Here is a 24,189-nt window from a genome sequence, read left to right as displayed (position 1 = left end):
TCCATGGGGGCTGGGCACGACCACGGACACGCGCACGGCGCGCCGACCACGGGTACGGCGGCAGCGGCGTACCGCGGGCGGCTGCGTTTCGCGCTGGCCATCACGCTCACCGTCATGGTCGTCGAGATCGTCGGCGGGCTCGTCGCCGACTCGCTCGCGCTCATCGCGGACGCGGCGCACATGGCGACGGACGCGCTGGGTCTCGGCATGGCGCTCCTCGCGATCCACTTCGCGAACCGCCCGCCGAGCGGCAACCGCACCTTCGGGTACGCCCGCGCCGAGATCCTCGCCGCGCTCGCCAACTGTCTGCTGCTGCTCGGCGTCGGTGGCTACGTCCTGTACGAGGCGATCCAGCGGTTCGTCACGCCCGCGGAGACCGAGGGCGGGGTGACCGTCGTCTTCGGTCTGATCGGCCTGGTGGCGAACATGATCTCGCTGGCGATGCTGATGCGCGGCCAGAAGGAGAGCCTGAACGTGCGGGGCGCCTTCCTGGAGGTCGCCGCGGACGCGCTGGGCTCGGTGGCGGTGCTGATCTCGGCGGCGGTCATCATGGCGACGGGCTGGCAGCGGGCCGACCCCATCGCCTCGGTCGTCATCGGTGTGATGATCGTCCCACGCACCTGGAAGTTGCTGCGCGAGACGCTGAACGTGCTCCTGGAGGCGGCGCCCCGGGACGTCGACATGGCGGACGTGCGGGCCCACATACTGGCGCTGCCCGGCGTGGAGGACGTACACGATCTGCACGCCTGGACGATCACCTCGGGGATGCCGGTGCTGTCGGCGCACGTGGTCGTCAGTTCGGAGGTGCTGAGCGGGATCGGGCACGAGAAGATGCTGCACGAGCTCCAGGGCTGTCTGGGCGACCACTTCGACGTGGAGCACTGCACCTTCCAGCTGGAGCCCGGCGGGCACGCCGAGCACGAGTCGAAACTCTGCCTCTGAGCCCGTCCGACGTGCGCCGTCGACGGAACACAGCCGTCCGGCGCGCGCCCGCATGCCCTCCTTCGAGCCCCCCTCGCGGGCGGTTCCCCGACCGGGCAACTGGGCACGATGGACAATCACGTCACCGTCGGGCCGCTTTCGCGCCGGGCATGCGGGGGGCGCCGCGAAGTGCCGGGAGTGCCGGATTCGTACGGCAGACTTGGGGCTCGAAGACCGAGGCGAAGGATGGGTATGCCGATCACACCTGCCACCGCGACGCACAACAGTTCGTCGAACGGCACAGCAGAAGCGATCTTGCTCGAACTGGTCGACGAGAACGGCACGACGATCGGCACCGCCGAGAAGCTCTCCGCCCACCAGCCACCAGGCCTGCTGCACCGGGCGTTCTCCGTCTTCCTCTTCGACGAGCAGGGCCGACTGCTCCTCCAGCAGCGTGCGCTGGGCAAGTACCACTCCCCCGGCGTCTGGTCCAACACCTGCTGCGGCCACCCCTACCCGGGCGAGGCGCCCTTCGCGGCGGCGGCACGGCGGACTTACGAGGAGTTGGGCATCTCCCCGACGCTGCTCGCCGAGGCGGGCACGGTCCGCTACAACCACCCCGACCCGGAGTCGGGTCTGGTGGAGCAGGAGTACAACCACCTGTTCGTCGGCATGGCGCAGTCGGCGCTCGCGCCGGATCCGGAGGAGGTCGGGGACACGGCCTACGTCACCGCGGCCGAGCTGGCCGAGCGGCATGCGAAGGACCCGTTCTCGGCCTGGTTCATGACGGTGCTGGACGCGGCGCGCCCGGCGGTCCGGGAGCTGACGGGTCCGTCGGCCGGCTGGTGAGGGCCGCGGCTACGGCCGCACCTGTACGGGGGTGAGCGGCAGGGCCGCCCAGACGACCTTGCCGCCGCTCGCCGTGTGCTCGATGTCGCAGACCCCGCCCGCCTCCCTGGTGATCTCACGGACCAGAAGCAGCCCGCGACCGCCGGTCCGGCCGTGGTCGGTCTCCAGGGCGCTGGGGCGGTAGGGGTGGTTGTCCTCCACCGACACCCGGACCCACTCGGCGCCGACGGCGACCTCCACGGCGAGGGTCGGGGAGAGGAGCGCCGCGTGCCGGACGGCGTTCGTCGCCAGTTCCGAGACGATCAGCAGCAGCCCGTGCACCACGTCCGGTGCGGCCGGCACTCCCTGCCGGTACAGCAGGTCCCGGACGGCGTGCCGCGCCTGCGGGACGGAGGCGTCGACGGCGGGCGCGGTGAACCTCCATACCCCTTCGTAGGGAAGCGGGTCCGGGGGTCTGCGCTCCGCCTCCGTCGGCCCACCGTCGTCCGCTGGGCGTGAGCCGGACTCGCGCCCATGGTCATCCATCGTTCGGTCGCCGCCCTCGCGCTCGATTGTCACCACGGGACGAGTGTTGGTAACGAAGGGTCGCCACCGGTGAACTGAACAGAAGTCAGCACGTATCGAACGCTTCCGACTGATCCAGCACGCCATGAGCCCGCATACGACCGAACCTGGTCATGCGGTGTCGACTTCGTGAACTATTCGGGTTGTACGGGTTTGCTGCCGCCGCCGTCAGGGCGCCCGGATCCGGCGGATACCATCCGGCCCATGGAGCCGCAGCTGACACACAGTGCCGCCGACGGGATCGCCACCGTCGTCATCCGCCACCCGGCCAAGCGCAACGCCATGACGGCCGGCATGTGGCGCGCGCTGCCGCCGCTGCTCGCCGGCCTGGCCGCCGACCCGGACGTCCGCGTCCTGGTGCTCACGGGAGCGGACGGGACGTTCTGCGCGGGCGCGGACATCTCGACACTCAAGGGTTCGCCGGAGGAGGCGCAGCGGCTGGCCGTACGGGCGGAGGACGCCCTCGCGGCATTTCCGAAGCCGGTCCTCGCGTCGATTCGCGGGCACTGTGTGGGCGGCGGCGCACAGCTCGCGGCGGCCTGCGATCTGCGGTTCGCGGAGGAGGGCGCGCTGTTCGGGGTGACTCCGGCGAAGCTGGGTCTCGTCTACCCGGCGTCGTCCACCCGGCGCCTGGCGGCCCTGGTGGGTCCGGCGACCGCCAAGTACCTGCTGTTCTCGGGCGAGTTGATCGACTCGGAGCGCGCGTTGCGCACCGGGTTCCTCGACGAGGTGCTGCCCACGGGTGAACTCGACAAGCGGGTCACGGAGTTCGCCCGCATCCTCACCTCACGCTCGCGGCTCACCCAGGCGGCGGCGAAGGAGTTCACGGCCGGCCGCACCGACCGGGACGCGTACTGGGCCGAGCAGGCGCGGGAGAGCGCCGAGGCAGCAGAGGGGGTCGCCGCGTTCCTGGAGCGCCGTCCCGCGGACTTCTCCTGGACGGGGTCGACGTCGCCTACCGCACGGTGAACCGGCTGCGGGAGCGCAGGAGTTCGACCAGGCGGGCGGGTGCCTTGTGCGGGGCGCCGGCGTCGTAGGGCGGCTGCGGGTCGTACTCCGTCGCGAGCTGTACGGTCCGGGCGTGCTCGTCGCCCGCGATCCGACCGGTCAGAGTGAGGGCCATGTCGATGCCGGAGGAGACCCCGGCCGAGGTGACGTACTTGCCGTCGGTCACGACCCGCTCCCCCGTGGGTTCGGCGCCGTACTGCCGGAGTTCGTCCAGGGCCAGCCAGTGCGAGGTCGCGCGGCGCCCGGCGAGCAGGCCGGCTCCGGCCAGGAGCAGCGAGCCGGTGCACACGGAGGTCGTCCAGGTGCTGGTGGTGTCGACGGCACGCAACCAGCCGAACAGCGCCTCGTTCTCCATCTGCGCGGACTGCCCCGGCCCGCCGGGAACGACCACGATGTCGGGATGCGTCACGTCGGCCAGGGCGCGGTCGGCGGTGAGCGCGAGGGTGCCGTCGTCGTTGCGGACGGGCCCGGCCGCCTCGGCGACAAAGACGGTCTCCGCGTCCGGGAGCCGGCTGAGGATCTCGTACGGGCCGACGACGTCCAGGGCGGTGAAGCGGGCGAAGAGCAGCAGGGCGATCTGCAAGGCGGGCCTTTCGGTGCGGTGCGTGCGGGTCAGCCGGTGGGTGCGGGGTGGAAGCGGCGCCGGTACTCCGCCGGGGCCGTGCCGAGGCTTCTGACGAAGGCGCGGCGCATGGCCTCCGGGGTGCCGTAGCCGCTGGCGCGCGAGATCCTCTCGACGCCGTCGGAGGTGTCCTCCAGGAGTCGCCGGGCGTGTTCGAGGTGGACCCGGTCGACGAACCGGCCGGGGGTCATGCCGGTCTCGGTGCGGAAGGCTCGGGCGAAGTGGCGGGGTGAGAGACGGGCGCGGGCGGCGAGGGACTCGACGCTCAGATCGTCGTCCGGGTGTTCGGATATCCAGTGCTGGACCTCGCGCAGCGGCTCCCGCCGGGCGGTCTGTACGGTGAGCTGGGCGCTGAACTGGGCCTGGTTTCCCGGTCGGCGCAGAAAGACGACCAGATGGCGGGCGACGGCCAGCGCGGTGTCGCGGCCGAGGTCCTCCTCCACGAGTGCGAGGGCGAGATCGATCCCGGCGGTGACACCGGCGGACGTCATCACCCGGCCGTCGCGCACGTAGATGGGCTCAGGGTCGACCTCGACGGCCGGATGGTCGCGGGCGAGTCTGTCGCAGTACGCCCAGTGGGTGGTCGCGCGCAGCCCGTCCAGGAGACCGGCGGCGGCCAGCAGGATCGCTCCCGTGCAGACGCTCACCAGCCGTTCGGGGCGCGGCCCGTGCTCGCGAAGCCAGTCGACCAGGCGCGGGTCGGCGGCGCGGGAGCCGGGGCCGCCCGGGACCAGGAGGGTGTGCGGTTCGGGTGCGTCGGCGAGCGGCCCGTCCGGTACGACGGTGAGGCCGCTGGAGGTGCGTGTCGGCGCTCCGGTCAGTGAGGCCGTATGGATGCGATAGCTGCCCGGGTGCCGGGTGGAGGCCTGTGCGAGCACCTCGACAAGGCCGGTGACATCGAGGCTCTGGACGCCGTCGAAGAGGACGACGAGGACGGTTCGCTGCGCCATGCCCCGATTCTTGACGGGTGCCCGGATGGCTGCAAGGACAAGTTCCCCACCTTTCCTGCCATCCCCGGTGTGAGGCGGCCCGATGGCCGGTGAGCGGTGGGGTGTGTGGCGCCCTGCTCCCCGGATGTCGGTGCCACCTGCCACAATTGCCGCGCAACCTCAGTGGAGAAGGCGGTACGGGATCGTGACGACACCCCTCGTAGGGTCCATCGAAGGCAGGATCGCCGAGGAACTCGGCGTACGGGAGCGGCAGGTGCGGGCCGCCGTCGAGTTGCTCGACGGCGGGTCGACGGTGCCCTTCATCGCCCGCTACCGCAAGGAAGCGACCGAGATGCTCGACGATGCGCAGCTGCGCACGTTGGAGGAGCGGCTGCGCTATCTGCGGGAGCTGGAGGAGCGGCGGGCCGCGATCCTCGAGTCGGTGCGCGAGCAGGGCAAGCTGACGCCCGAGGTCGAGGCGCAGATCCGCGGCGCCGAGACGAAGGCGCGCCTGGAGGACATCTACCTGCCGTTCAAGCCGAAGCGGCGGACGAAGGCCCAGATCGCGCGCGAGGCGGGCCTCGAACCGCTGGCCGAGGGGCTGCTCGGGGACCCGTCCGTGGATCCGCTCGCCGCGGCCGCGGCCTTTGTCGACGCCGACAAGGGCGTCGCCGATCCGCAGGCCGCGCTGGACGGCGCGCGCTCGATCCTCACCGAGCGGTTCTCCGAGGACGCCGACCTGATCGGTGAGGTGCGTGAGCGCATGTGGGTGCGCGGGCGGCTGGCGGCCAAGGTCAAGGAGGGCAAGGAGGAGGCGGGCGCCAAGTTCGCCGACTACTTCGACTTCGCCGAGCCCTTCACCGCCCTGCCCTCGCACCGCATTCTCGCGATGCTGCGCGGCGAGAAGGAGGACGTGCTCGACCTGGTCCTGGAGCCGGAGGAGCCGACGGAGGGTCCTTCCTCGTACGAGGGGATCATCGCCCACCGGTTCGGGATCGCCGAGCGCGGCCGTCCCGGCGACAAGTGGCTCAAGGAAACGGTGCGTTGGGCCTGGCGGACCCGGATCCTGGTGCACCTCGGCATCGACGTGCGCCTTCGGCTGCGTACGGTCGCCGAGGACGAGGCGGTCAACGTGTTCGCGGCGAACCTGCGCGACCTGCTGCTTGCCGCCCCGGCCGGCACGCGCTCGACGCTGGGGCTGGACCCCGGTTTCCGGACGGGCGTCAAGGTGGCCGTGGTGGACGCGACGGGCAAGGCTGTCGCCACGGACGTGATCTATCCGCACGTACCGGCGAACAAGTGGGACGAGGCGCTGGCCAAACTGGCCCGGCTCGCCAAGGAGCACTCGGTCGACCTGATCGCCATCGGCAACGGTACGGCGTCCCGTGAGACGGACAAGCTCGCCGGTGAACTCATCGCCAAGCACCCGGAGTTGAAGCTCACCAAGGTGATGGTGTCCGAGGCGGGCGCCTCGGTGTACTCGGCGTCGGCGTTCGCCTCGCAGGAGCTGCCGGGCATGGATGTGTCGCTGCGCGGGGCGGTGTCGATCGCCCGGCGGCTGCAGGACCCGCTGGCCGAGCTGGTGAAGATCGACCCGAAGTCGATCGGGGTGGGGCAGTACCAGCACGACCTGTCCGAGGTGAAGCTGTCGCGGTCGCTGGACGCGGTGGTCGAGGACTGTGTGAACGGTGTCGGTGTCGACGTCAACACGGCGTCCACGCCGCTGCTCTCCCGGGTCTCCGGCATCTCCTCCGGGCTCGCGGAGAACATCGTGGCGCACCGTGACGCGAACGGGCCGTTCACGTCACGGTCCCAGCTGAAGAGTGTCGCGCGGCTCGGGCCGAAGGCGTACGAGCAGTGTGCGGGCTTCCTGCGGATCCGGGGCGGGGACGATCCGCTGGACGCGTCCAGTGTGCACCCGGAGGCGTATCCGGTGGTGCGGCGGATGGTGAAGTCGGCGGGGGGCGCGGTAACTTCGCTGGTCGGGAACACGGCGGTGCTGCGGTCGCTGCGGCCCGACGACTTCGTCGACGAGAAGTTCGGTCTGCCGACGGTGACGGACATTCTGCGCGAGCTGGAGAAGCCCGGGCGCGACCCGCGGCCCGCCTTCGCGACGGCCACGTTCAAGGAGGGGGTCGAGAAGATCGGCGACCTGGCCTCCGGGATGGTGCTGGAGGGTGTGGTCACGAACGTGGCGGCGTTCGGGGCGTTCGTGGATGTCGGCGTCCACCAGGACGGACTGGTGCATGTGTCGGCGATCTCGAAGACGTTCGTCAAGGACCCGCACGACGTCGTGAAGTCCGGTGACATCGTCAAGGTGAAGGTGCTCGACGTCGACATTCCCCGGAAGCGGATCTCACTGACGCTGCGGCTGGACGACGAGGCGGTGGCCTCCGGCGAGGGGCAGCAGCAGACGGGCGGGGGGCGGCCTCAGCGTGGGGGACGGCCGCCTCAGCCCCGGCAGCGGCAGGGTCAGGGCCAAGGGAGTGGAGCGGCTCGGCAGGCGGCGCCCGCGCCGGGGAACAGTGCGATGGCGGATGCGCTGCGGAAGGCGGGGCTGGTGGATCCCAAGCGGCGGTGAGTTCTGGTGCCGGGTGCCCCCTGCTGTGAGGGCACCCGGTGCTGGTGCTGACGGCGGGCGGGGTCGCGCAGCCCGGCGCTGACGGGGTGCCGCCTGCGCCCACCCGTGGCGCCCCCAGCGGCACGCATGCCCGCAGGCTGGGCGGGTTGGACGGGTTGGACGGGCGCGGAGCGCCCTCCCAGGGGCGCGGGGAACTGCGCGGCCAGCCCCCACTGGGCCGCAGCCCTGCCTGCTACCCCAGCTCCGACACCTTGCCGTCCGCCACCTCGAAGCTCCGCGTAACCCGTACCGCGTCCAGCATTCTGCGGTCGTGGGTCACCAGGAGCAGCGTGCCCTCGTAGGAGTCGAGGGCCTGTTCCAGTTGTTCGATGGCCGGGAGGTCGAGGTGGTTGGTCGGCTCGTCCAGGACCAGGAGGTTCACGCCCCGGCCCTGGAGCAGCGCCAGGGCGGAACGGGTGCGCTCGCCCGGGGACAGGGTCGCCGCCGGTCGTAGCACGTGCTCCGCCTTCAGGCCGAACTTGGCCAGGAGCGTGCGGACCTCCGCAGGTTCCGTGTCGGGTACCGCCTCGCAGAACGCGTCCAGCAGCGCCTCGGGGCCGTGGAAGAGCTTGCGGGCCTGGTCCACCTCACCGACCACCACACCCGAGCCGAGCGTGGCGTGCCCCTCGTCCAGCGGGATCCGGCCCAGCAGCGCGGCCAGGAACGTTGACTTGCCGGCGCCGTTCGCGCCCGTGACCGCGATGCGGTCCGCCCAGTCGATCTGTACGGTCACCGGGCCAAGGGTGAAGCCCGCGCGGCGCACCTCCGCGTCCCGGAGGGTCGCGACCACCGAGCCGGATCGCGGCGCCGCCGCGATCTCCATGCGCAGTTCCCACTCCTTGCGCGGTTCCTCGACCACATCGAGGCGCTCGATCATGCGCTGCGTCTGGCGGGCCTTCGCCGCCTGCTTCTCACTGGCCTCGCTGCGGAACTTGCGGCCGATCTTGTCGTTGTCGTTGTTCGCCTTGCGCCGGGCGTTCTTCACGCCCTTGTCCATCCACCCGCGCTGCATCTGGGCCCGGTCCTGGAGCGCGGAGCGTTTGTCGGCGTACTCCTCGAAGTCGTCGCGGGCGTGCCTGCGCGCGACGTCCCGCTCTTCGAGATAGGCCGCGTAGCCGCCGCCGTACAGCTTGATCTGCTGCTGGGCGAGATCCAGTTCGAGGACCTTGGTGACCGTGCGGGTGAGGAACTCGCGGTCGTGGCTGACGACGAGCGTGCCGGCGCGCAGGCCCTTGACGAAGCGCTCCAGGCGTTCTAGGCCGTCGAGGTCCAGGTCGTTCGTCGGCTCGTCGAGGAGGAAGACGTCGTAGCGGGACAGGAGCAGGGAGGCGAGGCCCGCCCTCGCCGCCTGGCCGCCCGACAGGGACGTCATCGGCTGGTCCAGGTCCACAGTCAGGGCGAGGGAGCCGGCGACCTCCTCCGCCCGCTCGTCCAGGTCGGCGCCGCCGAGGTCGAGCCAGCGTTCCAGGCTCACCGAGTACGCGTCGTCCGCGCCCGGCGCTCCGTCCACGAGCGCCTGCGTCGCCTCGTCCATCACACGCTGCGCCTCGGCCACGCCGGTGCGGCGGGCCAGGAAATCGCGGACGGTCTCGCCCTCCCGGCGCTCCGGCTCCTGCGGGAGATGGCCCACGCTCGCGCTCGGCGGGGAGAGGCGCAGTTCGCCCTCCTCGGGCGGCAGCAGCCCGGCCAGCATCCTGAGCAGGGTGGACTTGCCCGCGCCGTTGGCACCGACGAGCCCGATCACGTCTCCGGGCGCGACGACGAGGTCGAGCCCGGCGAAGAGGGAGCGGTCGCCGTGGCCGGCGGCGAGGTTCTTGGCGACGAGGGTGGCAGTCATCAGAACGCCGATCCTAGCTGCCGTCCACAGTGCCCCGCGTCCGGGATTTCACCGGGCCACCGGCTCCACCAGCACGGTTCCCGACGTACGCGCCACGATGAACGACTCCCCCTTCACCGCCCTCGCCTCCAGCGGGATGCGGTGCCGGCCGGGTTCGAGGATGCCGTCGAAGACCTCCAGTTCATGGGTGCGGGACAGACGGTCCAGCCGGTACGCGGTGAGATGGACGCGGCAGGTGGAGGTGACCTCTATGCCCGCCTCGCCGGCGGCGGCGACCAGGCGGGTGAGCCGGCGCTGCACCGGCGGGCTGCGGTCCAGGGCGTGCTCGATCTGGGCGACGAGGAGCGGGACGATCGGGGCGAGACCGTCGACGTACGCCACTTCGACGCCCGCACGTTCGAAGGAACGGCGTACGGCGGCGCGTTCCTCCTCGTCGATCGCGCGGCCGAAGGCGACGGCGCCGTAGCCGCGCAGTTCGTCGGCGGGGACGTCCGTGGCGTCCCGGGTGATGTCCGCGCCGATGCCGATGGTGCGCAGCGCGGCGGCGAGCTTGGCGAGCACCGCGACCCGGGCGCCGATCAGCAGGACCCGTCGACGGGCCGGAGCGGAGTCGACGGAGCCCACCGCCTCGGCGGCTCCCGCGGTGTCGAGGAGGGAACCGAGGGTGTCCCGGTATCCGGCGCCCGGGAAACGGAAGGGCCCGATGCCGTGGTAGCCGTTGAACTCCAGGTCGGCGTGGGTGTCCGTCTGCCAGGCGAAGTCGCGCCACACGTAGTCGTCGCCGTCCCGCTCGATGGCCGCCGTCACGGCGCCGCACGCCAGGTCGGCGCACTCGGGACAGCCGTAGATGATGTACCGGCCGCCCGCCAGGGGTGCGTCGGCCTCCAGGAGCAGACTGCGGACCTGCGCGGTGAAGATCGCGGGCGGGACGTCGGAGGCGAGCGGGGAGACCGCGTCGAGGTCGGAGAGCTGGTGGAGGAGGGGGCGCCCGTCGACGATGAAGTCGAGGAAGTCCCGGTGGACCTGGTAGTCACCGTTGGCCAGGACTCCACCGGCACGTATCGCCGGTGCCAGGCCGAAGGTCGCATACTCGGCAGACATGCTGTGAGTATCCCCAGACCGGGACCGATCTGAGCACGGCATGACATATTCCGCTACGGTCCCCGCGTGGAGACGCGACAGAGTGGTGAAGTGATCGTGGTCGGTGGCGGGGTCATCGGCCTGACGACGGCGGTGGTGCTGGCCGAGCGCGGCAGGCGGGTCCGGGTCTGGACGCGGGAGCCCGCCGAGCTGACGACCTCGGCGGTTGCGGGTGCGCTGTGGTGGCCGTACCGGATCGAGCCGGAGGCGTCGGCCGGGGAGTGGGCGCTCGCGTCGCTGTCCGTGTACGAGGAGTTGGCGAAGCGGCCCGGCGCGACGGGCGTACGCATGGTCGAGGGTGTACAGGCCGGGTTGCGGCTGGACGAGCTGGGGCCGTGGGCGGCTCGGGTACCGGAGTTGCGGGAGACGGCTGAAGGTCTTCGGGCGCGGCTGCCGTTGATCGACATGCCGGTCCATCTGGGGTGGCTGCGGGAGCGGTTCCTCGCGGCGGGCGGGGTCGTGGAGGAACGATCCGTCAGGGATCTTGCCGAAGCCGTCGAGTCCGACGCGGTGGATGCGGTCGTCAACTGCACGGGGATCGGTGCGCGCGAGCTGGTGCCCGATCCGGCGGTGCGTCCCGTGCGGGGGCAATTGGTCGTCGTGGAGAACCCGGGGATCACCACGTGGTTCACGGCGGCGGGGCACGCCGACGCGAAGACCACGTACTTCTTTCCGCAGCCGGGCGGGCTGATCCTGGGTGGCACGGCCGAGGAGGACGAGTGGTCACTCGTGCCCGATCCGGCGGTGGCGGAGGAGATCGTGCGGCGCTGTGCGGAGGTACGGCCGGAGATCGCCGGGGCACGGGTGCTCGGCCATCGCGTCGGGCTGCGACCCACCCGCGACTCGGTGCGTCTGGACCGTGAACTTCTGCCGGGTGGGCAGGTGTTGGTGCACAACTACGGGCACGGCGGCGCCGGCGTCACGGTCGCGTGGGGGTGCGCGGAGGACGCTGCGCGGCTTGGCGGGGGCTAGGACCTGTCCGGCCGATCATGCCGCGGACGCGGGGTGTGGCACGCACTCCCCCGGAGGGGGGACCCCCAGCCGCGTTGTCGTCAGTTGCCGACTCCCCCAGTCTCGACTGCGCTCGACCGGGGGGACCCCCATCGCGTCGACGCCTTCCTCCGCCTTGCAGCTGCACGCACCACACCCCGCTCACCGGCGCTGAACAGGCACCGTCGTTTTCCCGCGACTTGATCGGCCGGACAGGTCCTAGGCGCTGCGTCGGTCGGACAGTTCGTTCGCCGCGGGCCGGTGGGGGCTGGTCGCGCGGTTCCCCGCGCCCCTGACGGGGCGCAGGGCGCGCCCGGCTTCGATCACGACCGCCCGACCGACAGGGGGGCGGGGCCGGTCGGCCCGGCCTGTTCAGCAGGCCGTGACCGGCTCCCCCGCCGTCAGGTGGTACGGCGCCCGTTCGTCGAGCAGCAGCGGTACGAGGGCGCGCAGCGACTGGCGCAGGGGAACGTAGGCCCCGGCCCCTGTCCCGTCCACGTCGGTGGTTCGCCGTACCCGCACTCCGTGCAGCGCCAGTTCGTCGGCCACCTCCGCGTACTGGTCGCCGGTGAGCCGGTAGCCGCATGCCGGGTTCTCGATCACCTCGGCGGGTTCGGCGGGGTCGTTGTCGGCGCCGCCGAGGTAGACCGGCCCGGTGTCCCGGTACCCGGCCAGCCGCGCGGCGCCGGTGGCCGCGTCGACCTGTCGGCCCCGCTCTCCGGCGAAGCTGAACAGCCCCTTCAGTGCGGCGAGTTGGGAGTTCACCCGGCGCCGGTTGTTGTCCGGCTCCGGGGTTCCTGCCGTCAGCGGCTCGACCCGGCTCTCGATCAGCAGCCCGACCGAGTGCTTCACCCCGGACATGTTCCGCAGGATGCGCTCCTGACCGTCCCCGGCGACCTGCCGGATCGGGTCGCCGGTGACGGGGTCGGTCCAGATGCCGTACGTGCCGGTCGTGAACCCGGCGCTCCGGGCGGCCGGCCGTACGTACGTCTGCGACAGGGTCTGTGCCTCGTTGTGCACGGCCGCGTCGGTGTTGAGGTTGCGCGGCCAGAGGTCGAACAGGTCCTTGTCGTAGTACGGGGGTGTGGCCCCGTATTCGTGCAGGTCGTAGACGACGTCGGGCTTGCGGTCGCGCAGTACCGCCGCCATCGCCCGCGCCTCCGCCGTCCGCAGGGCCAGATGGTCGCGGTTGATGTCGACGCCGTCGCTGTTGCCCCGGGTGTCGGCGGCCCGCCCGTCGGGGTTGGCGGTGGGGACGACGAGCAGGGTGGTGTGCGACAGGAACGCCTTTGTCCGCGCGTCCTTCGCGTACGCCAGGTCACGGATCGTGGTGAGACAGGCCTCGCGGCCGGACGGCTCGTCGCCGTGCTGGCTGCAGATGAGCAGCACAGCGCGGGTGGTGGGGCGTTCGCCGACGCGTACGAGTTGCAGCGGGCGGTTCTGCTGGGTGGTGCCGATGCGGGTGAGCGTCACACGGGCGCTCCCCCGGTCGACGGCCGCCAGGAAGTCCTGTTCCTCGGGCTGACTGGTCCAGCGGGCGCCGTTCGTCTGCTCGAATCCCGTGCGTGGAGGCCCGCTTGGGCCCTCGGCCGCGTAGGCGGGAGCCGACAGCAGGGGCGCGGCGAGGGCAGCGGCGAGCACCGCGGTCAGGCGCGGTTTCATACGGCCCCCGGTATCCGGCGGGCGGCACGCGGGTCGCGGACACCGTCCAGGAGGGACGCGCCCGGGGTGGCCGCGACGGCGCCCGCCGTGGCCCGCGCGAACGCGCCCGCACCGCCGACGAGCGGGACCCTGGCCGTCGTACGGGACAGGTCGAGCGTCAGGGTCGGGGTGGTCGACGGGGGGTCGATGAGGTCCTTGTCCGTGCCCGCGACGATCAGGGCGAGGCGGTGGCCCGCCGGGATCACGTGGTCGCCGGCGTGCAGGGCGAGGGTGATCGTGTAGGGCTTGCCCGGGGTGAGCGGGACGCCCTTGGTGGCGGAGGCGTGGTTGCCCAGGTCGGCCCAGCCTCGGCTGAAGATCGTGTAGTCGACGGCCGTCGTCTTGGCCTGCGTCGAGCGGAAGCAGGAGCTGTCGCCGGTGGTGCTCGGGCCCCAGCAGGTGCGGTCGGTGAGCGTGGTGATGCCCTCGGCGCCGTCGGCGTAGTCCCGGATGGTGTCGGGGCCGAGGTCGACCAGGACGGCGGTGAGGTGGGCCGTGGTGGTGCTCGGGGTGGCCGTCACGGTCACCGTGGACGAGCCGGACACGCGCAGGCCCTTGGTGAGGGGCTTGGTGATGAAGCCGGCCTTGCCGGGTGTCGGGCTGTCGATCTGCGCGGACCAGTCGGTCTCGCTCAGGCTCGGGTCGTCGGTGAACGTCGCCGTGCCGGACTGCCCCCGCAGGCCCAGGGTGCCGACGCCGGGCTGTGCGCCGGTGCCGGGGCGCAGGCTCACTGTTTGCGTGGAGCGGGGCGGCCAGGTGGTCGAGGTGACCCACTGGTCGGGGTGGCGTTCGATGTCGGCCATGGGCTCACGGTCGATGCCGTTGTCGTAGCCGAGGAGTTCGTGGTCGAACCAGCGGTGCAGGGTGTCGACCCAGGAGGCGCGGCGGAAGTCGAAGGGGTCGACGTGGCCGGTCTGGGAGAGCCAGATCTTGCGCTCGACGCCGTGCTTCGCGAGGGCGTCCCACCACTGACCGAAGTGCTTGGGGCGGACGTTGAGGTCCTGCTGACCGTGGACGACGAAGACGCTGGCCCTGACCTTCCGGGCGTCCTTCGCGTAGTCGCGCTCGGTCCAGAAGGAGGTCAGGTCGCCGGTACGCGGAGCCCCGTCGACGATCTTCTGCTGCACGGCGGCGCACTTGGCGCGGGCGGCGGGGCTCTCCACGTAGTCGGACAGCCAGTCGGGGCCGGAGTCGTAGAGGGGGGCGCCCTGGGCGAAGTAGTAGTCGTACCAGGAGGAGATGGCGCTGATCGGGACGACCGTCTTCAGGCCCTTGACCCCGGTGGCGGCGACACCGTTGGCGATCGTGCCGTCGTAGCTCTTGCCGATCATGCCCGTTCTGCCGTTGGTCCAGGACGCCTTGGCGCGGCTGGTGCCCGTGCGGCTGGTGTAGCCCTTGGCGCGGCCGTTCAGCCAGTCGACGACGGCCTTCGCGGACTGGACGTCGGAGCGTCCGCCGACGTCGACACAGCCGTCGGAGCGATTGGTTCCGGCCAGGTCCACGCCGACGAAGGCGTAGCCGCGGGGCACGAAGTAGTTGTCGTAGAACAGCGGCATCTGGACAACGTTGCCGCTCGCGTCGTAGGTCTTGCGCTGGCTCTCGTTGCCGCGTCCGCAGCAGGAGTAGTAGGGGCTGGCGTCCATGATCACGGGTATTTTGCGGCCCTGCGCGGCGGGTTCGCGCGGCCGGACGATGTCGACGGCCACCCGGTCGGTCTTCCCGTCGCTGTCACCGTCGAGTCCGGTGTCCACCCAGACGGCCTCGCGGATCGCGTTGTCGTAGGAGTAGACGGGTCTGCTCTCCCGTGGGGCGCTGTGTGCGACGGCCGGGGTGAGCAGGGCGGCCGTGAGGGCGACGGTGGCCGCCGTGGCGAGCGTTCTCCAGGCCGTGAGGCGCGTGCGTATCGGCATGCGCCGGACGGTACCTCGGTCAACTCCCGTACAGAAGAGGGCAGCTGAGGGGCGCGAGGGTGTGAAGGGGCCATGGGGTGGCTGTAAATCGCCTGTGCGGAGGGTGGTTCGTGGCGGCCGAATGGCGATCGTGTGACACCGGTGACCATGGACACGCGTGGGGGCACAGCGAATGAATAGGCTCGGGACAGCTTCGCCTTCCCCCACGACTACGACTGTCTCTACGACTTGGAGCTCTCGTGCACCGCAGACTCATCGCCCCCGGCGCCCTCACCGCCTCCCTGCTGCTCGCGATCCCCGCGTCGGCCGCGAGCTACGTCCCTGGGGCGCCGGGCATCGGCGACCCCTACTACCCGGCGTACGGCAACGGCGGATACGACGTCTCGCACTACGACCTGCGGCTCAAGTACCAGCCGGCGACGGACGAGTTGGAGGGTACGGCGACCCTCCTCGCGACCACGACTCAGGATCTGTCACGGTTCGACCTGGACTTCCTGCTGGACGTCAGCGAGGTCCGTGTCAACGGCGCTCAGGCGGCCTTCGCCACCTCCGGCGAGCACGAACTGGAGATCACTCCGCGCACTCCCCTGGCCAAGGGCACGGCGGTCACCGTCGTCGTGCGGTACAGCGGAGTGCCCTCGTCGAAGCAGGCCTACGGCTTCACCAGTTGGCATCGCACCCCGGACGGCGGCGTCGGGGCCAATGAGCCCGAGTCCGCGTGGTGGTGGTTCCCGAGCAACGACCACCCGCTCGACAAGGCCACGTACGACATCTCGGTGCTCGTCCCGGACGGCTCGCAGGCGATCTCCAACGGCACACTCCAGTCGACGAGTTCACGCCTCGGCTGGACCCGCTACAACTGGCGCTCCAACAAGCCGCAGGCCACGTATCTCGCCACACTCGCGGTCGGGAGGTTCGACCTCACGACCGGCACGACCGAGAGCGGCATCCCGGTGATCAACGCCTACAGCAAGGACCTGGGCGACAACTACGGGGCCGCGCGGGCGAGTGTCGAGCGGACCGGGGAGGTCGCCGACTGGCTGGCGGGGTACTTCGGCCCCTACCCCTTCAACGCGCTCGGCGGGTACGTCCCGAACACGAACACCGGCTACGCGCTGGAGACGCAGACGCGCCCCTTCTACAGCCCCCGCCAGTTCGCGAACGGCACGAACGTCTCCGTCGTCGTCCATGAGCTGGCCCACCAGTGGTACGGCGACGAGGTGTCCGTCGCCGGCTGGAAGGACATCTGGATCAACGAGGGGTTCGCGCGGTACGCCCAGTGGCTGTGGTCCGAGCACGAGGACGAGGGCACGGCACAGGAACTCGCCGACTACGTGTACGCCGTCCACCCGGCCGACGACCCGTTCTGGACCGTGAAGCCGGGCGACCCCGGACCCGAGAACCAGTTCGACCTGGCCGTCTACGACCGGGGCGCGCTGGCCCTTCAGGCACTGCGCAACGAGATCGGCGACGCCGACTTCTTCGCGGTCCTGAAGGGGTGGCCCACGCGGTTCGCGTACGGCAACGCGTCCGTCGCGGACTTCCAGGCGTACGCCGAGCAGGTGTCCGGGGAGTCGCTGGGGGCGCTGTTCGACACCTGGCTGTTCCAGGCGTCGAAGCCGGGTGCGCCGGCGGTGCGGGCGTCGGCGGTTCCGGTGCCGCCGAAGTCGTGGAGGGAGATCGCGGCGACCAATTCCGTGCACGCCGGGTGAGAGTGGGCGTCCCCGCAGCCCGGGCCGTGTTTCCCACCCACCCGTTTCCGGCCCGACTACTGGGCACCGTCGAACTTCCCAGCGCCAGGCCGGCCTCCAACGGTCTCCCCACCCCCACAGCCCTTCCAGCGCCGGCCCGCATATCCAGCCCGTCTGGGGGTCCCCCCTCTGGGGGAGCTTGAGGACAAGGCCCCTTCAGGGCCGATGCGGGGGTCTGGGGGCGGCAGCCCCCAGGCACCGGGGCCGGGAAACCTACCCGTCCCCGAACCCCTCCCCCTTCGCCGCCTTCTCCACCAGCAGCGCCGGCGGAGCAAACCGCTCCCCGTACCGCTCCGCCAGCTCACGCGCCCGCGCCACGAAGCCCGGCAGGCCGCCCTCGTAGCCATTGACGTACTGCAGGACACCCCCCGTCCACCCCGGGAACCCGATCCCGAAGATCGAGCCGATGTTGGCGTCGGCGACCGACGTCAGCACGCCCTCCTCCAGCAGCCTCACCGTGTCCAGCGCCTCCGAGAACAGCATGCGTTCCTGCATGTCCTTGAAGGGGATCCGCGCACTCTCCGCGCCCTGACGCGTGAAGTGCTCCCGCAGGCCCGGCCACAGCCCGGCCCGCTTGCCGTCCTCCCCGTACTCGTAGAAGCCCCCGCCGCCGCTCCGCCCGGTGCGGCCGAACTCGTCCACCATGCGGTCGATCACCGCCTCCGCGGGGTGCGTCGTCCACGTACCGCCGGCCTCTTCCACCGCCCGCCTGGACTCCGCCCGGATCCTGCGCGGCAGCGTCAGCGTCAGTTCGTCCATCAGGGACAGCACCTTCGCGGGGTAACCGGCCTGCGCCGCCGCCTGTTCGATCGACGCGGGCTCGATGCCCTCGCCGACCATCGCCACGCCCTCGTTGATGAAGTGCCCGATCACCCGTGAGGTGAAGAAGCCGCGCGAGTCGTTGACGACGATCGGGGTCTTCCTGATCTGGCGGACCAGGTCGAAGGCCCGCGCCAGCGCCTCGTCCCCCGTCCGCTCGCCCTTGATGATCTCGACGAGCGGCATCTTGTCGACCGGCGAGAAGAAGTGCAGTCCGACGAAGTCTGCCTGGCGTTCGACGCCTTCGGCGAGGGCGGAGATGGGCAGCGTCGAGGTGTTGGAGCACAGCAGGGCGTCCGGTTCGACGAGGTGCTGGATCTCCTGGAACACCTTGTGCTTCAGGGCCGGGTCCTCGAAGACCGCCTCGATGACCGCGTCGCAGCCGGCCACGTCCTGCGGATCCGCGGTCGGCGTGATGCGCGCAAGCAGCGCGTCCGCCTTCTCCTGGGTCGTACGTCCCCTGGAGACGGCCTTCGCGCACAGCTTCTCGGAGTAGTTCTTCCCCCGGGCCGCCGCTTCGGCCGACACGTCCTTGAGGACGACGTCGATGCCCGCGCGGGCGCACGAGTACGCGATGCCCGCGCCCATCATCCCCGCGCCGAGGACCGCCACCCTGCGAACCGGACGCGGCTCGACGCCCTTGGGGCGGTTCGCGCCCGAGTTGACGGCCTGGAGGTCGAAGAAGAACGCCTGGATCATGTTCTTCGACGTCTGTCCGGCGGCCAGCTCCACGAAGTAGCGGGCCTCGATGACCTGCGCGGTCTCGAAGTCGACCTGGGCGCCCTCGACGGCCGCCGCGAGGATGGCGCGCGGAGCGGGGTAGGGCGCGCCGTTCGTCTGCTTGCGCAGGTTGGCGGGGAAGGCGGGCAGGTTCGCCGCGAACCTGGGGTTGGCCGGGGTGCCGCCCGGAATGCGGTGGCCGGGCTTGTCCCACGGCTGCTGCGACTCGGGGTTGGCGTCGATGAAGGCGACGGCCTTGGCCATCAACTCGTCCTGGGTGGCGGCCACTTCGTCGATCAGGCCGTTCTTCAAGGCGCGCTGAGGGCTGTACTGGGTGCCCTGGAGGAGCACCTTCAGCAGCGCGTCGGCGATGCCCAGCAGACGTACCGTACGGACGACCCCGCCGCCTCCGGGGAGCAGACCGAGGGTGACCTCGGGGCAGCCGATCTTCGTACCCGGCGCGTCGAGTGCGACCCGGTGGTGGCAGGCCAGCGCGAGCTCGTAACCGCCGCCCAGGGCCGCGCCGTTCATCGCCGCGACCACCGGCTTGCCCAGGGTCTCGATGCGGCGCAGGTCGCGCTTGATGGCGAGGCCGGCCTCGAACAGCTCCTGGGCCGTTTCGGGGGTGACCCGGATCAGGTCGCGCAGGTCGCCGCCGGCGAAGAACGTCTTCTTGGCGGAGGTGAGGATGATGCCGCGGATGGTGTCCTTCTCGGCCTCCAGGCGGTCGGTGACCACCGCGAGTGAGTCGCGGAACGCCTGGTTCATGGTGTTCGCGGACTGGTTCGGGTCGTCGAGGACGAGGGTGACGAGACCGGTGCGGTCCTGTTCCCAGCGGATGGTGGTGCTCTGTGTCATGACGGGGATCTCCGTAGAAGCTCAGAAGTCTCTTGGTGCCGTCGAAGCCGGGGCGGTCAACGACTCGCCCGATTCGGCCGACTCACCCGGTTCGGCCGACTCTGCTGATTCCGCCGGGAGGTCAGAGCCGCTCGACGATCGTCGCGATGCCCATCCCGCCGCCCACGCACAGCGTGGCGAGGCCGTACCGCTTGTCCTGGCGCTCCAGTTCGTCCACGAGTGTGCCGAGGATCATCGCGCCGGTGGCGCCCAGCGGGTGGCCGAGCGCGATGGCTCCGCCATTGACGTTGATCTTGTCGAGGGACAGGCCCATGTCGCGTGCGAAGCGCAGGACGACGGCTGCGAACGCCTCGTTGATCTCGACGAGGTCGATGTCGTCGATGGTCAGCCCGGCCTTGGCGAGCGCCTTGCGGGTGGCGGGCGCCGGGCCGGTGAGCATGATGGTGGGCTCGGAGCCGGAGACCGCGGCGGAGACGATCCGCGCGCGCGGACGCAGCCCGTAGCGCTCGCCGACCTCCTTGGAGCCGATGGCGACCAGCGAGGCTCCGTCGACGATGCCGGAGGAGTTGCCCGCGTGGTGGACATGGTCGATCTTCTCGACCCAGTGGTACGTCTGGAGCGCCACGGCGTCGAAGCCGCCCAGGTCGCCGATGTCCGCGAACGACGGCTTCAGCCGGGCCAGGGAGTCGGCCGTGGTGCCGGGGCGCAGGTGTTCGTCGTGGTCGAGGACGACCAGGCCGTTCCTGTCCTTCACCGGGACGAGGGACCGCTCGAAGCGACCCTCCTTCGTCGCCGTCGCGGCGCGCTCCTGGGAGAGGGCCGCGTACTCGTCGACGTCGCGCCGTGAGAAGCCCTCGATGGTGGCGATGAGGTCGGCGCCGATGCCCTGCGGCACGAAGTTGACGGCGAGGTTGGTCATCGGGTCGTTGAACCAGGCGCCGCCGTCCGAGGCCATCGGCACCCGTGACATCGATTCGACGCCGCCCGCGAGGACGAGGTCCTCCCAGCCCGAACGCACCTTGGCGGCGGCCATGTTGACGGCCTCCAGACCCGACGCACAGAAGCGGTTCTCCTGGACGCCGGCCACGGTGTCGGGCAGCCCGGCGACGACCGCGGCGACCCGCGCGATGTCGGAGCCCTGGTCGCCGACCGGTCCGACGACACCGAGCACGACGTCGTCGATCGCGGCCGGGTCGAGGTCCGGGAAACGGTTCCTGATCTCGTGGATGAGGCCGACGACGAGGTCGACGGGCTTGGTGCCGTGCAGGGATCCGTTCGCCTTGCCGCGTCCGCGCGGGGTGCGGATCGCGTCGTACACGTACGCTTCGGTGCTCACTGGTGGACCTTTCGGGGAGGGTGGGCGAGCGGGCGGCGACCGAGGTCAGCCACCATCCTTCAGGAGTCGGGGCACGTCCCAGTCGCGCGCCACGTCGGCCGTGTCGGCGCCCGGCCGGGCCGGGCCGCTGTGGATCGACGTGTGGCTCACGGAGAAACGGGGCGCGGGGGCGGGCTGGGTGATGCCGCCGTGGTCGGTGAAGGTGCCGCGGGCGGCCAGGTGCGGGTGGTGCGGGGCCTCGCGCAGGGTGAGGACGGGCGCCACACAGGCGTCGGAACCCTCGAAGACGGCCGTCCACTCGTCCCTCGTACGGGTGGCGAAACGGGCGGTGACGGCCTCGCGCAGGTCGTTCCAGCGGGTGATGTCCTTGCGGGCGGCGGCGTGTTCCGGGAGGCCGAGCAGATCGAGGAACTCCTCGTAGAACTGCGGTTCCAGCGCGCCGACCGCCATGTAGCGGCCGTCGGCGGTCTCGTACGTCCCGTAGTACGGGCAGCCCCCGTCGAGGAGGTTGGCGGCGCGCCGGTCCTGCCAGCCGCCCGCCGCGAGCATGCCGTGGATCATCGTGGCGAGGTGGGCGGCACCGTCGACGATCGCGGCGTCCACGACCTGGCCGACACCCGTCGCGCGCGCGTGGTGGAGGGCGGCGAGCACACCGACGACGAGGTAGAGGGAGCCGCCCGCGAAGTCACCGAGGAGGTTGGCCGGGACGGGCGGCGGTTCCTGAGGCCTGCCGATCATGCCGAGAATGCCCGTCGGGGCGAGGTAGGCGATGTCGTGCCCGGCGCGGCGGGCCAGCGGTCCTTCCTGGCCCCAGCCCGTCATCCGGCCGTAGACGAGCCTCGGGTTGCGGGCGTGACAGCTCCCGGGGCCGATACCGAGGCGCTCGGCGACGCCGGGGCGGTAGCCCTCGACCAGGATGTCGGCGCGGGCGGCCAGGTCGAGGACCCGGGAGGGGCCGTCGGCTGCCTTGAGGTCGACGATCACCGACCGTTTGTTGCGGTTGGTGACGTCGTACTCGGGGTCGATGGCGAGTCCGGTACCGCCCGGGCGGTCCACCCGGACCACGTCGGCGCCCAGGTCGGCGAGGAGCATCGCGGCGAACGGTCCGGGCCCGATGCCCGCCAGCTCGACCACGCGCACTCCGGTGAGCGGACCGCTTCCCGCCGTCCCCGCCACTGACATCGCGCCCCCGTTCCCGTGACCCAACCGATGCGACACTCGCGATGCTAGGAACGCGTTCCACTCCGCACAAGGCTTTGCCGGGCAGAGATTAAGCAAGCGCTTGGCCAAGCAGCCCGTTCCGGACACCGCCCGGCCGCGAGACTCCACTCCCCCTCACGCTAGCCTCGACCACCGACAACGGCGTGGGACGCGCGATGAGGGGTGTCATGAGCAGGTCGAGCAGGGTGGAACGTCCGTACGACATCGTGCTGTTCGGAGCCACGGGCTTCGTCGGCACACTCACCGCCGAATACCTCGCCGCGCACGCGCCCGAGGGTCTGCGCTGGGCGGTCGCCGGCCGCAGCACGGACAAGCTGGAGCGGCTGCGCGAGCGCCTCGCGGGCGTGGGCGGGGCGGCCGAGATCGGGGTGCTGCGGGCGGACGTGTCCGACCCGGACTCGCTGCGCGCCCTCGCGGGGCACACGCGCGTGCTGGCCACGACGGTGGGCCCCTATCTGACGTACGGCGAGGAACTCGTCGCCGCCTGCGCGGACGCCGGCACCGACTACCTCGACCTCAGCGGTGAGCCCGAGTTCGTCGACCTGATGTACGTCCGGCACGACACGCGCGCGCGGGAGACCGGCGCCCGACTGGTGCACGCCTGCGGATTCGACTCGATCCCCCACGACCTGGGCGCGTACTTCACCGTGGCCCAGCTGCCCGAGGGGGTGCCACTGACCGTGGACGGCTTCGTGCGCTCCGACGCGATGTTCTCGGGCGGTACCTTCGCCTCGGCACTCAACCAGTTCTCCCGGGGACCCCGGATGCTGGCCGCCGCACGCGACCGGCGGCGCCATGAGCCGCGGTTGCTGGGCCGCCGGGCGACCGCCCCCGCGGGTGCGCCCCGGTTCGCCGGGGAGGTCGATGCCTGGGCGTTGCCGCTGCCCACCATCGACCCGCAGGTCGTGGTGCGTTCGGCACGTGCGCTGGAACGCTACGGCCCCGATTTCCGTTACCGCCATTACGCGGCGGTACGGCGGCTGCCCTTCGCGGTGGGCGGGGTCGCCGCCGTCGGCGCGGTGTTCGCGGCGGCCCAGGTGCCGCCCGCGCGGCGCTGGCTGTCGGGGCGACTGCAGCCGGGTGACGGGCCGAGCGCGCAGCGGCGGGCGAAGAGCTGGTTCTCCGTGCGGTTCGTGGGCGAGGGCGGCGGACAGCGGGTGTTCACGGAGGTCGCGGGCGGCGACCCCGGCTACGACGAGACGGCGAAGATGTTCGCCGAGTCGGCGCTCTCCCTGGCCTTCGACGACCTCCCGGAGACGGCCGGGCAGGTCACCACCGCCGTGGCGATGGGCGACGCGCTGATCGAACGCCTGCGCAAGGCGGGGATCACGTTCCGGGTCGCGGCCGCCAGGTGACCCCGGGTCCCCGGCAGGCTCGGCACGCCCGGAGTGCTCCCGGGGCTTACTGGGCCCAGCCCGTGACCGTGTAGATCATGCCGGCGATCCAGGCGAGTCCCGCCAGTACGGCAACGACCAGTGCGGCCGTGACGGCGCGCTCGACGGGCTGGGCGGGGCTGGTGAGGGGCTTCGGGGCTCTGTGCGTGGTCATGGGCACAGCCTGCCGACAGCTCGGGCCCGCCGACATCCGTACAAGTACTCAGATCGCATACTCAGATGATCATTTGATCCCGTCGGACGAGTCCTGCTTCCAGGCGGTCGGCACCTTCAGGCGTTCGACACCTTCAGGCAGTCGCTTCCTTCAAGGCACGTCTGCACAGGGCGTCCGCCTGGCGAGTCGTCTCCGGAAGGCGGTAATCCGGGGTGAGCGCGAGGGTATGGGCGCACGCCGTGTCGAGGGAGGTGCGGTGACCGACCGAGACGAACACCGGTTTGACCGCGTCCCGGGTGCGTAGGGCGCGGCCCACCTCCTCCGCGCCCGCCAGGAGCGGTGCCGCCGAGCCGCGCCGGGCACCCGGCTCCTCGTAAGTGAAGGTGAACGGGTTCTTCGCGACGCCGATCGTGGGGAGCCCGGTGAGGACGCCCAGATGGGCGGCGAGGCCGAAGCGGCGGGGGTGGGCCAGGCCGTAGCCGTCGCAGACGACGAGGCCGGGCGGGACGGGCAGCGCCTCCAGGGCGGCCAGGACGGCCGGGATCTCCCGGAACGCGAGCAGACCGGGCACGTACGGGAACGGGACGCGCCCGGCGGCCGTCGCCTCGGCGACGACATCCAGGCTCGCCGCGTCGAGGACGACCGCGGCGGCCACGACGAGGTCGCGCTCGTCGTCGTAGGCGACGTCGACACCCGTGACGTGCCCGGTCTCGGGCGGCGGGCCCGGCTCGTCCAGGACCACCCGCGACCGCAGCTCGTCCTGGACCGCGCGGGCCCGCTCCTCGGTCGTGGGCCAGCCCGCCGGAACGGATACGTTCGTCGTCATCGCCATGGTGACGACGAGC

General features: G+C 71.4%; 19 protein-coding genes. 7 read left to right on the top strand and 12 right to left on the bottom strand.

Going from position 1 to position 24,189, the window contains the following annotated elements; all coding sequences use genetic code 11:
- Positions 1-3 precede the first annotated feature (3 nt).
- Together OG241_RS45610 and idi are read left to right on the top strand one after the other, a co-directional pair.
- On the top strand, positions 4-942 hold the full coding sequence (locus OG241_RS45610; protein WP_006383714.1) for a cation diffusion facilitator family transporter: 939 nt from the start codon (positions 4-6) through the stop codon (positions 940-942).
- 231 nt (positions 943-1,173) lie between these two features.
- Positions 1,174-1,770, top strand: coding sequence for an isopentenyl-diphosphate Delta-isomerase (gene idi / locus OG241_RS45605; RefSeq protein WP_405824450.1), 597 nt, complete (start codon positions 1,174-1,176; stop codon positions 1,768-1,770).
- A 9-nt stretch (positions 1,771-1,779) separates the two neighbouring features.
- Here the strand turns inward: idi and OG241_RS45600 are convergent, their stop codons facing one another.
- Positions 1,780-2,295 (bottom strand): ATP-binding protein, encoded by a 516-nt coding sequence (locus OG241_RS45600; protein WP_405826794.1) that lies wholly within the window; start codon positions 2,293-2,295, stop codon positions 1,780-1,782.
- Between the two features lie 243 nt (positions 2,296-2,538).
- Here OG241_RS45600 and OG241_RS45595 point away from each other — a divergent pair, with 243 nt between their 5' ends.
- Positions 2,539-3,303: an enoyl-CoA hydratase/isomerase family protein gene (locus OG241_RS45595; RefSeq protein WP_405824448.1), complete on the top strand. Its 765-nt coding sequence runs from the start codon at positions 2,539-2,541 to the stop codon at positions 3,301-3,303.
- Here OG241_RS45595 and OG241_RS45590 read toward each other — a convergent pair.
- A complete protein-coding gene (locus OG241_RS45590; protein WP_405824446.1) occupies positions 3,290-3,925 on the bottom strand; it encodes a DJ-1/PfpI family protein in 636 nt (211 codons plus the stop codon). The two genes, OG241_RS45595 and OG241_RS45590, sit on opposite strands and share 14 nt — an antisense overlap.
- 29 nt (positions 3,926-3,954) lie before the next feature.
- Positions 3,955-4,914, bottom strand: coding sequence for a GlxA family transcriptional regulator (locus tag OG241_RS45585; RefSeq protein ID WP_405824444.1), 960 nt, complete (start codon positions 4,912-4,914; stop codon positions 3,955-3,957).
- A gap of 184 nt (positions 4,915-5,098) precedes the next feature.
- Between OG241_RS45585 and OG241_RS45580 the strand changes: the two genes are divergently transcribed.
- A complete protein-coding gene (locus OG241_RS45580) occupies positions 5,099-7,474 on the top strand; it encodes a Tex family protein (protein ID WP_405824442.1) in 2,376 nt (791 codons plus the stop codon).
- Positions 7,475-7,706: 232 nt separating this feature from the next.
- Here OG241_RS45580 and OG241_RS45575 read toward each other — a convergent pair whose 3' ends face one another.
- Positions 7,707-9,350, bottom strand: a complete 1,644-nt coding sequence (locus OG241_RS45575) for an ABC-F family ATP-binding cassette domain-containing protein (protein WP_405824440.1) — start codon at positions 9,348-9,350, stop codon at positions 7,707-7,709.
- 48 nt (positions 9,351-9,398) lie between these two features.
- The gene (locus tag OG241_RS45570) at positions 9,399-10,451 is read right to left on the bottom strand and encodes an oxidoreductase (protein WP_405824438.1); all 1,053 of its coding nucleotides are present in this window, start codon (positions 10,449-10,451) and stop codon (positions 9,399-9,401) included.
- Between the two features lie 90 nt (positions 10,452-10,541).
- Here OG241_RS45570 and OG241_RS45565 point away from each other — a divergent pair, with 90 nt between their 5' ends.
- A complete protein-coding gene (locus tag OG241_RS45565; protein ID WP_405826792.1) occupies positions 10,542-11,462 on the top strand; it encodes an FAD-dependent oxidoreductase in 921 nt (306 codons plus the stop codon).
- Between the two features lie 390 nt (positions 11,463-11,852).
- Here the strand turns inward: OG241_RS45565 and OG241_RS45560 are convergent, their stop codons facing one another.
- Both OG241_RS45560 and OG241_RS45555 read right to left on the bottom strand, forming a co-directional pair.
- Positions 11,853-13,142 carry a M14 family metallocarboxypeptidase gene (locus tag OG241_RS45560; protein WP_405824436.1) on the bottom strand — a complete coding sequence of 430 codons (1,290 nt, stop codon included), beginning with the start codon at positions 13,140-13,142 and terminating at the stop codon, positions 11,853-11,855.
- Positions 13,139-15,091, bottom strand: a complete 1,953-nt coding sequence (locus tag OG241_RS45555; protein ID WP_405824434.1) for a Xaa-Pro dipeptidyl-peptidase — start codon at positions 15,089-15,091, stop codon at positions 13,139-13,141. The genes OG241_RS45560 and OG241_RS45555 overlap by 4 nt, the downstream gene beginning before the upstream one ends.
- Positions 15,092-15,330: 239 nt before the next feature.
- Between OG241_RS45555 and OG241_RS45550 the strand changes: the two genes are divergently transcribed.
- Positions 15,331-16,803, top strand: a complete 1,473-nt coding sequence (locus OG241_RS45550) for a M1 family metallopeptidase (protein WP_405824432.1) — start codon at positions 15,331-15,333, stop codon at positions 16,801-16,803.
- A 252-nt stretch (positions 16,804-17,055) separates the two neighbouring features.
- Here OG241_RS45550 and OG241_RS45545 read toward each other — a convergent pair whose 3' ends face one another.
- The 3 genes from OG241_RS45545 to OG241_RS45535 all read right to left on the bottom strand — a co-directional run bounded on the left by OG241_RS45545 (position 17,056) and on the right by OG241_RS45535 (position 21,757).
- A complete protein-coding gene (locus OG241_RS45545) occupies positions 17,056-19,239 on the bottom strand; it encodes a 3-hydroxyacyl-CoA dehydrogenase NAD-binding domain-containing protein (protein ID WP_405824430.1) in 2,184 nt (727 codons plus the stop codon).
- 121 nt (positions 19,240-19,360) lie between these two features.
- Positions 19,361-20,575, bottom strand: coding sequence for an acetyl-CoA C-acetyltransferase (locus OG241_RS45540; protein ID WP_405824428.1), 1,215 nt, complete (start codon positions 20,573-20,575; stop codon positions 19,361-19,363).
- Positions 20,576-20,620: 45 nt separating this feature from the next.
- Positions 20,621-21,757 carry a CaiB/BaiF CoA transferase family protein gene (locus tag OG241_RS45535; RefSeq protein ID WP_405824426.1) on the bottom strand — a complete coding sequence of 379 codons (1,137 nt, stop codon included), beginning with the start codon at positions 21,755-21,757 and terminating at the stop codon, positions 20,621-20,623.
- 206 nt (positions 21,758-21,963) lie between these two features.
- On the opposite strand from OG241_RS45535, the gene OG241_RS45530 reads away from it, so the two are divergent.
- On the top strand, positions 21,964-23,151 hold the full coding sequence (locus tag OG241_RS45530) for a saccharopine dehydrogenase family protein (RefSeq protein WP_405824424.1): 1,188 nt from the start codon (positions 21,964-21,966) through the stop codon (positions 23,149-23,151).
- Positions 23,152-23,197: 46 nt separating this feature from the next.
- Here OG241_RS45530 and mmpA read toward each other — a convergent pair whose 3' ends face one another.
- Complete coding sequence (gene mmpA, locus OG241_RS45525; protein ID WP_319091227.1) at positions 23,198-23,344, bottom strand: morphogenic membrane protein MmpA; 147 nt, start codon at positions 23,342-23,344, stop codon at positions 23,198-23,200.
- A gap of 133 nt (positions 23,345-23,477) precedes the next feature.
- A complete protein-coding gene (locus OG241_RS45520; protein WP_405826790.1) occupies positions 23,478-24,176 on the bottom strand; it encodes an endonuclease V in 699 nt (232 codons plus the stop codon).
- Between the last annotated feature and the right edge of the window lie 13 nt (positions 24,177-24,189).

The organism is Streptomyces sp. NBC_01390 (assembly GCF_045040105.1).
In the GTDB taxonomy this organism is placed as follows: domain Bacteria; phylum Actinomycetota; class Actinomycetes; order Streptomycetales; family Streptomycetaceae; genus Streptomyces.
Note: the sequence above shows the minus strand (reverse complement) of the source record. Positions and strands in the feature narration are given on the sequence as shown.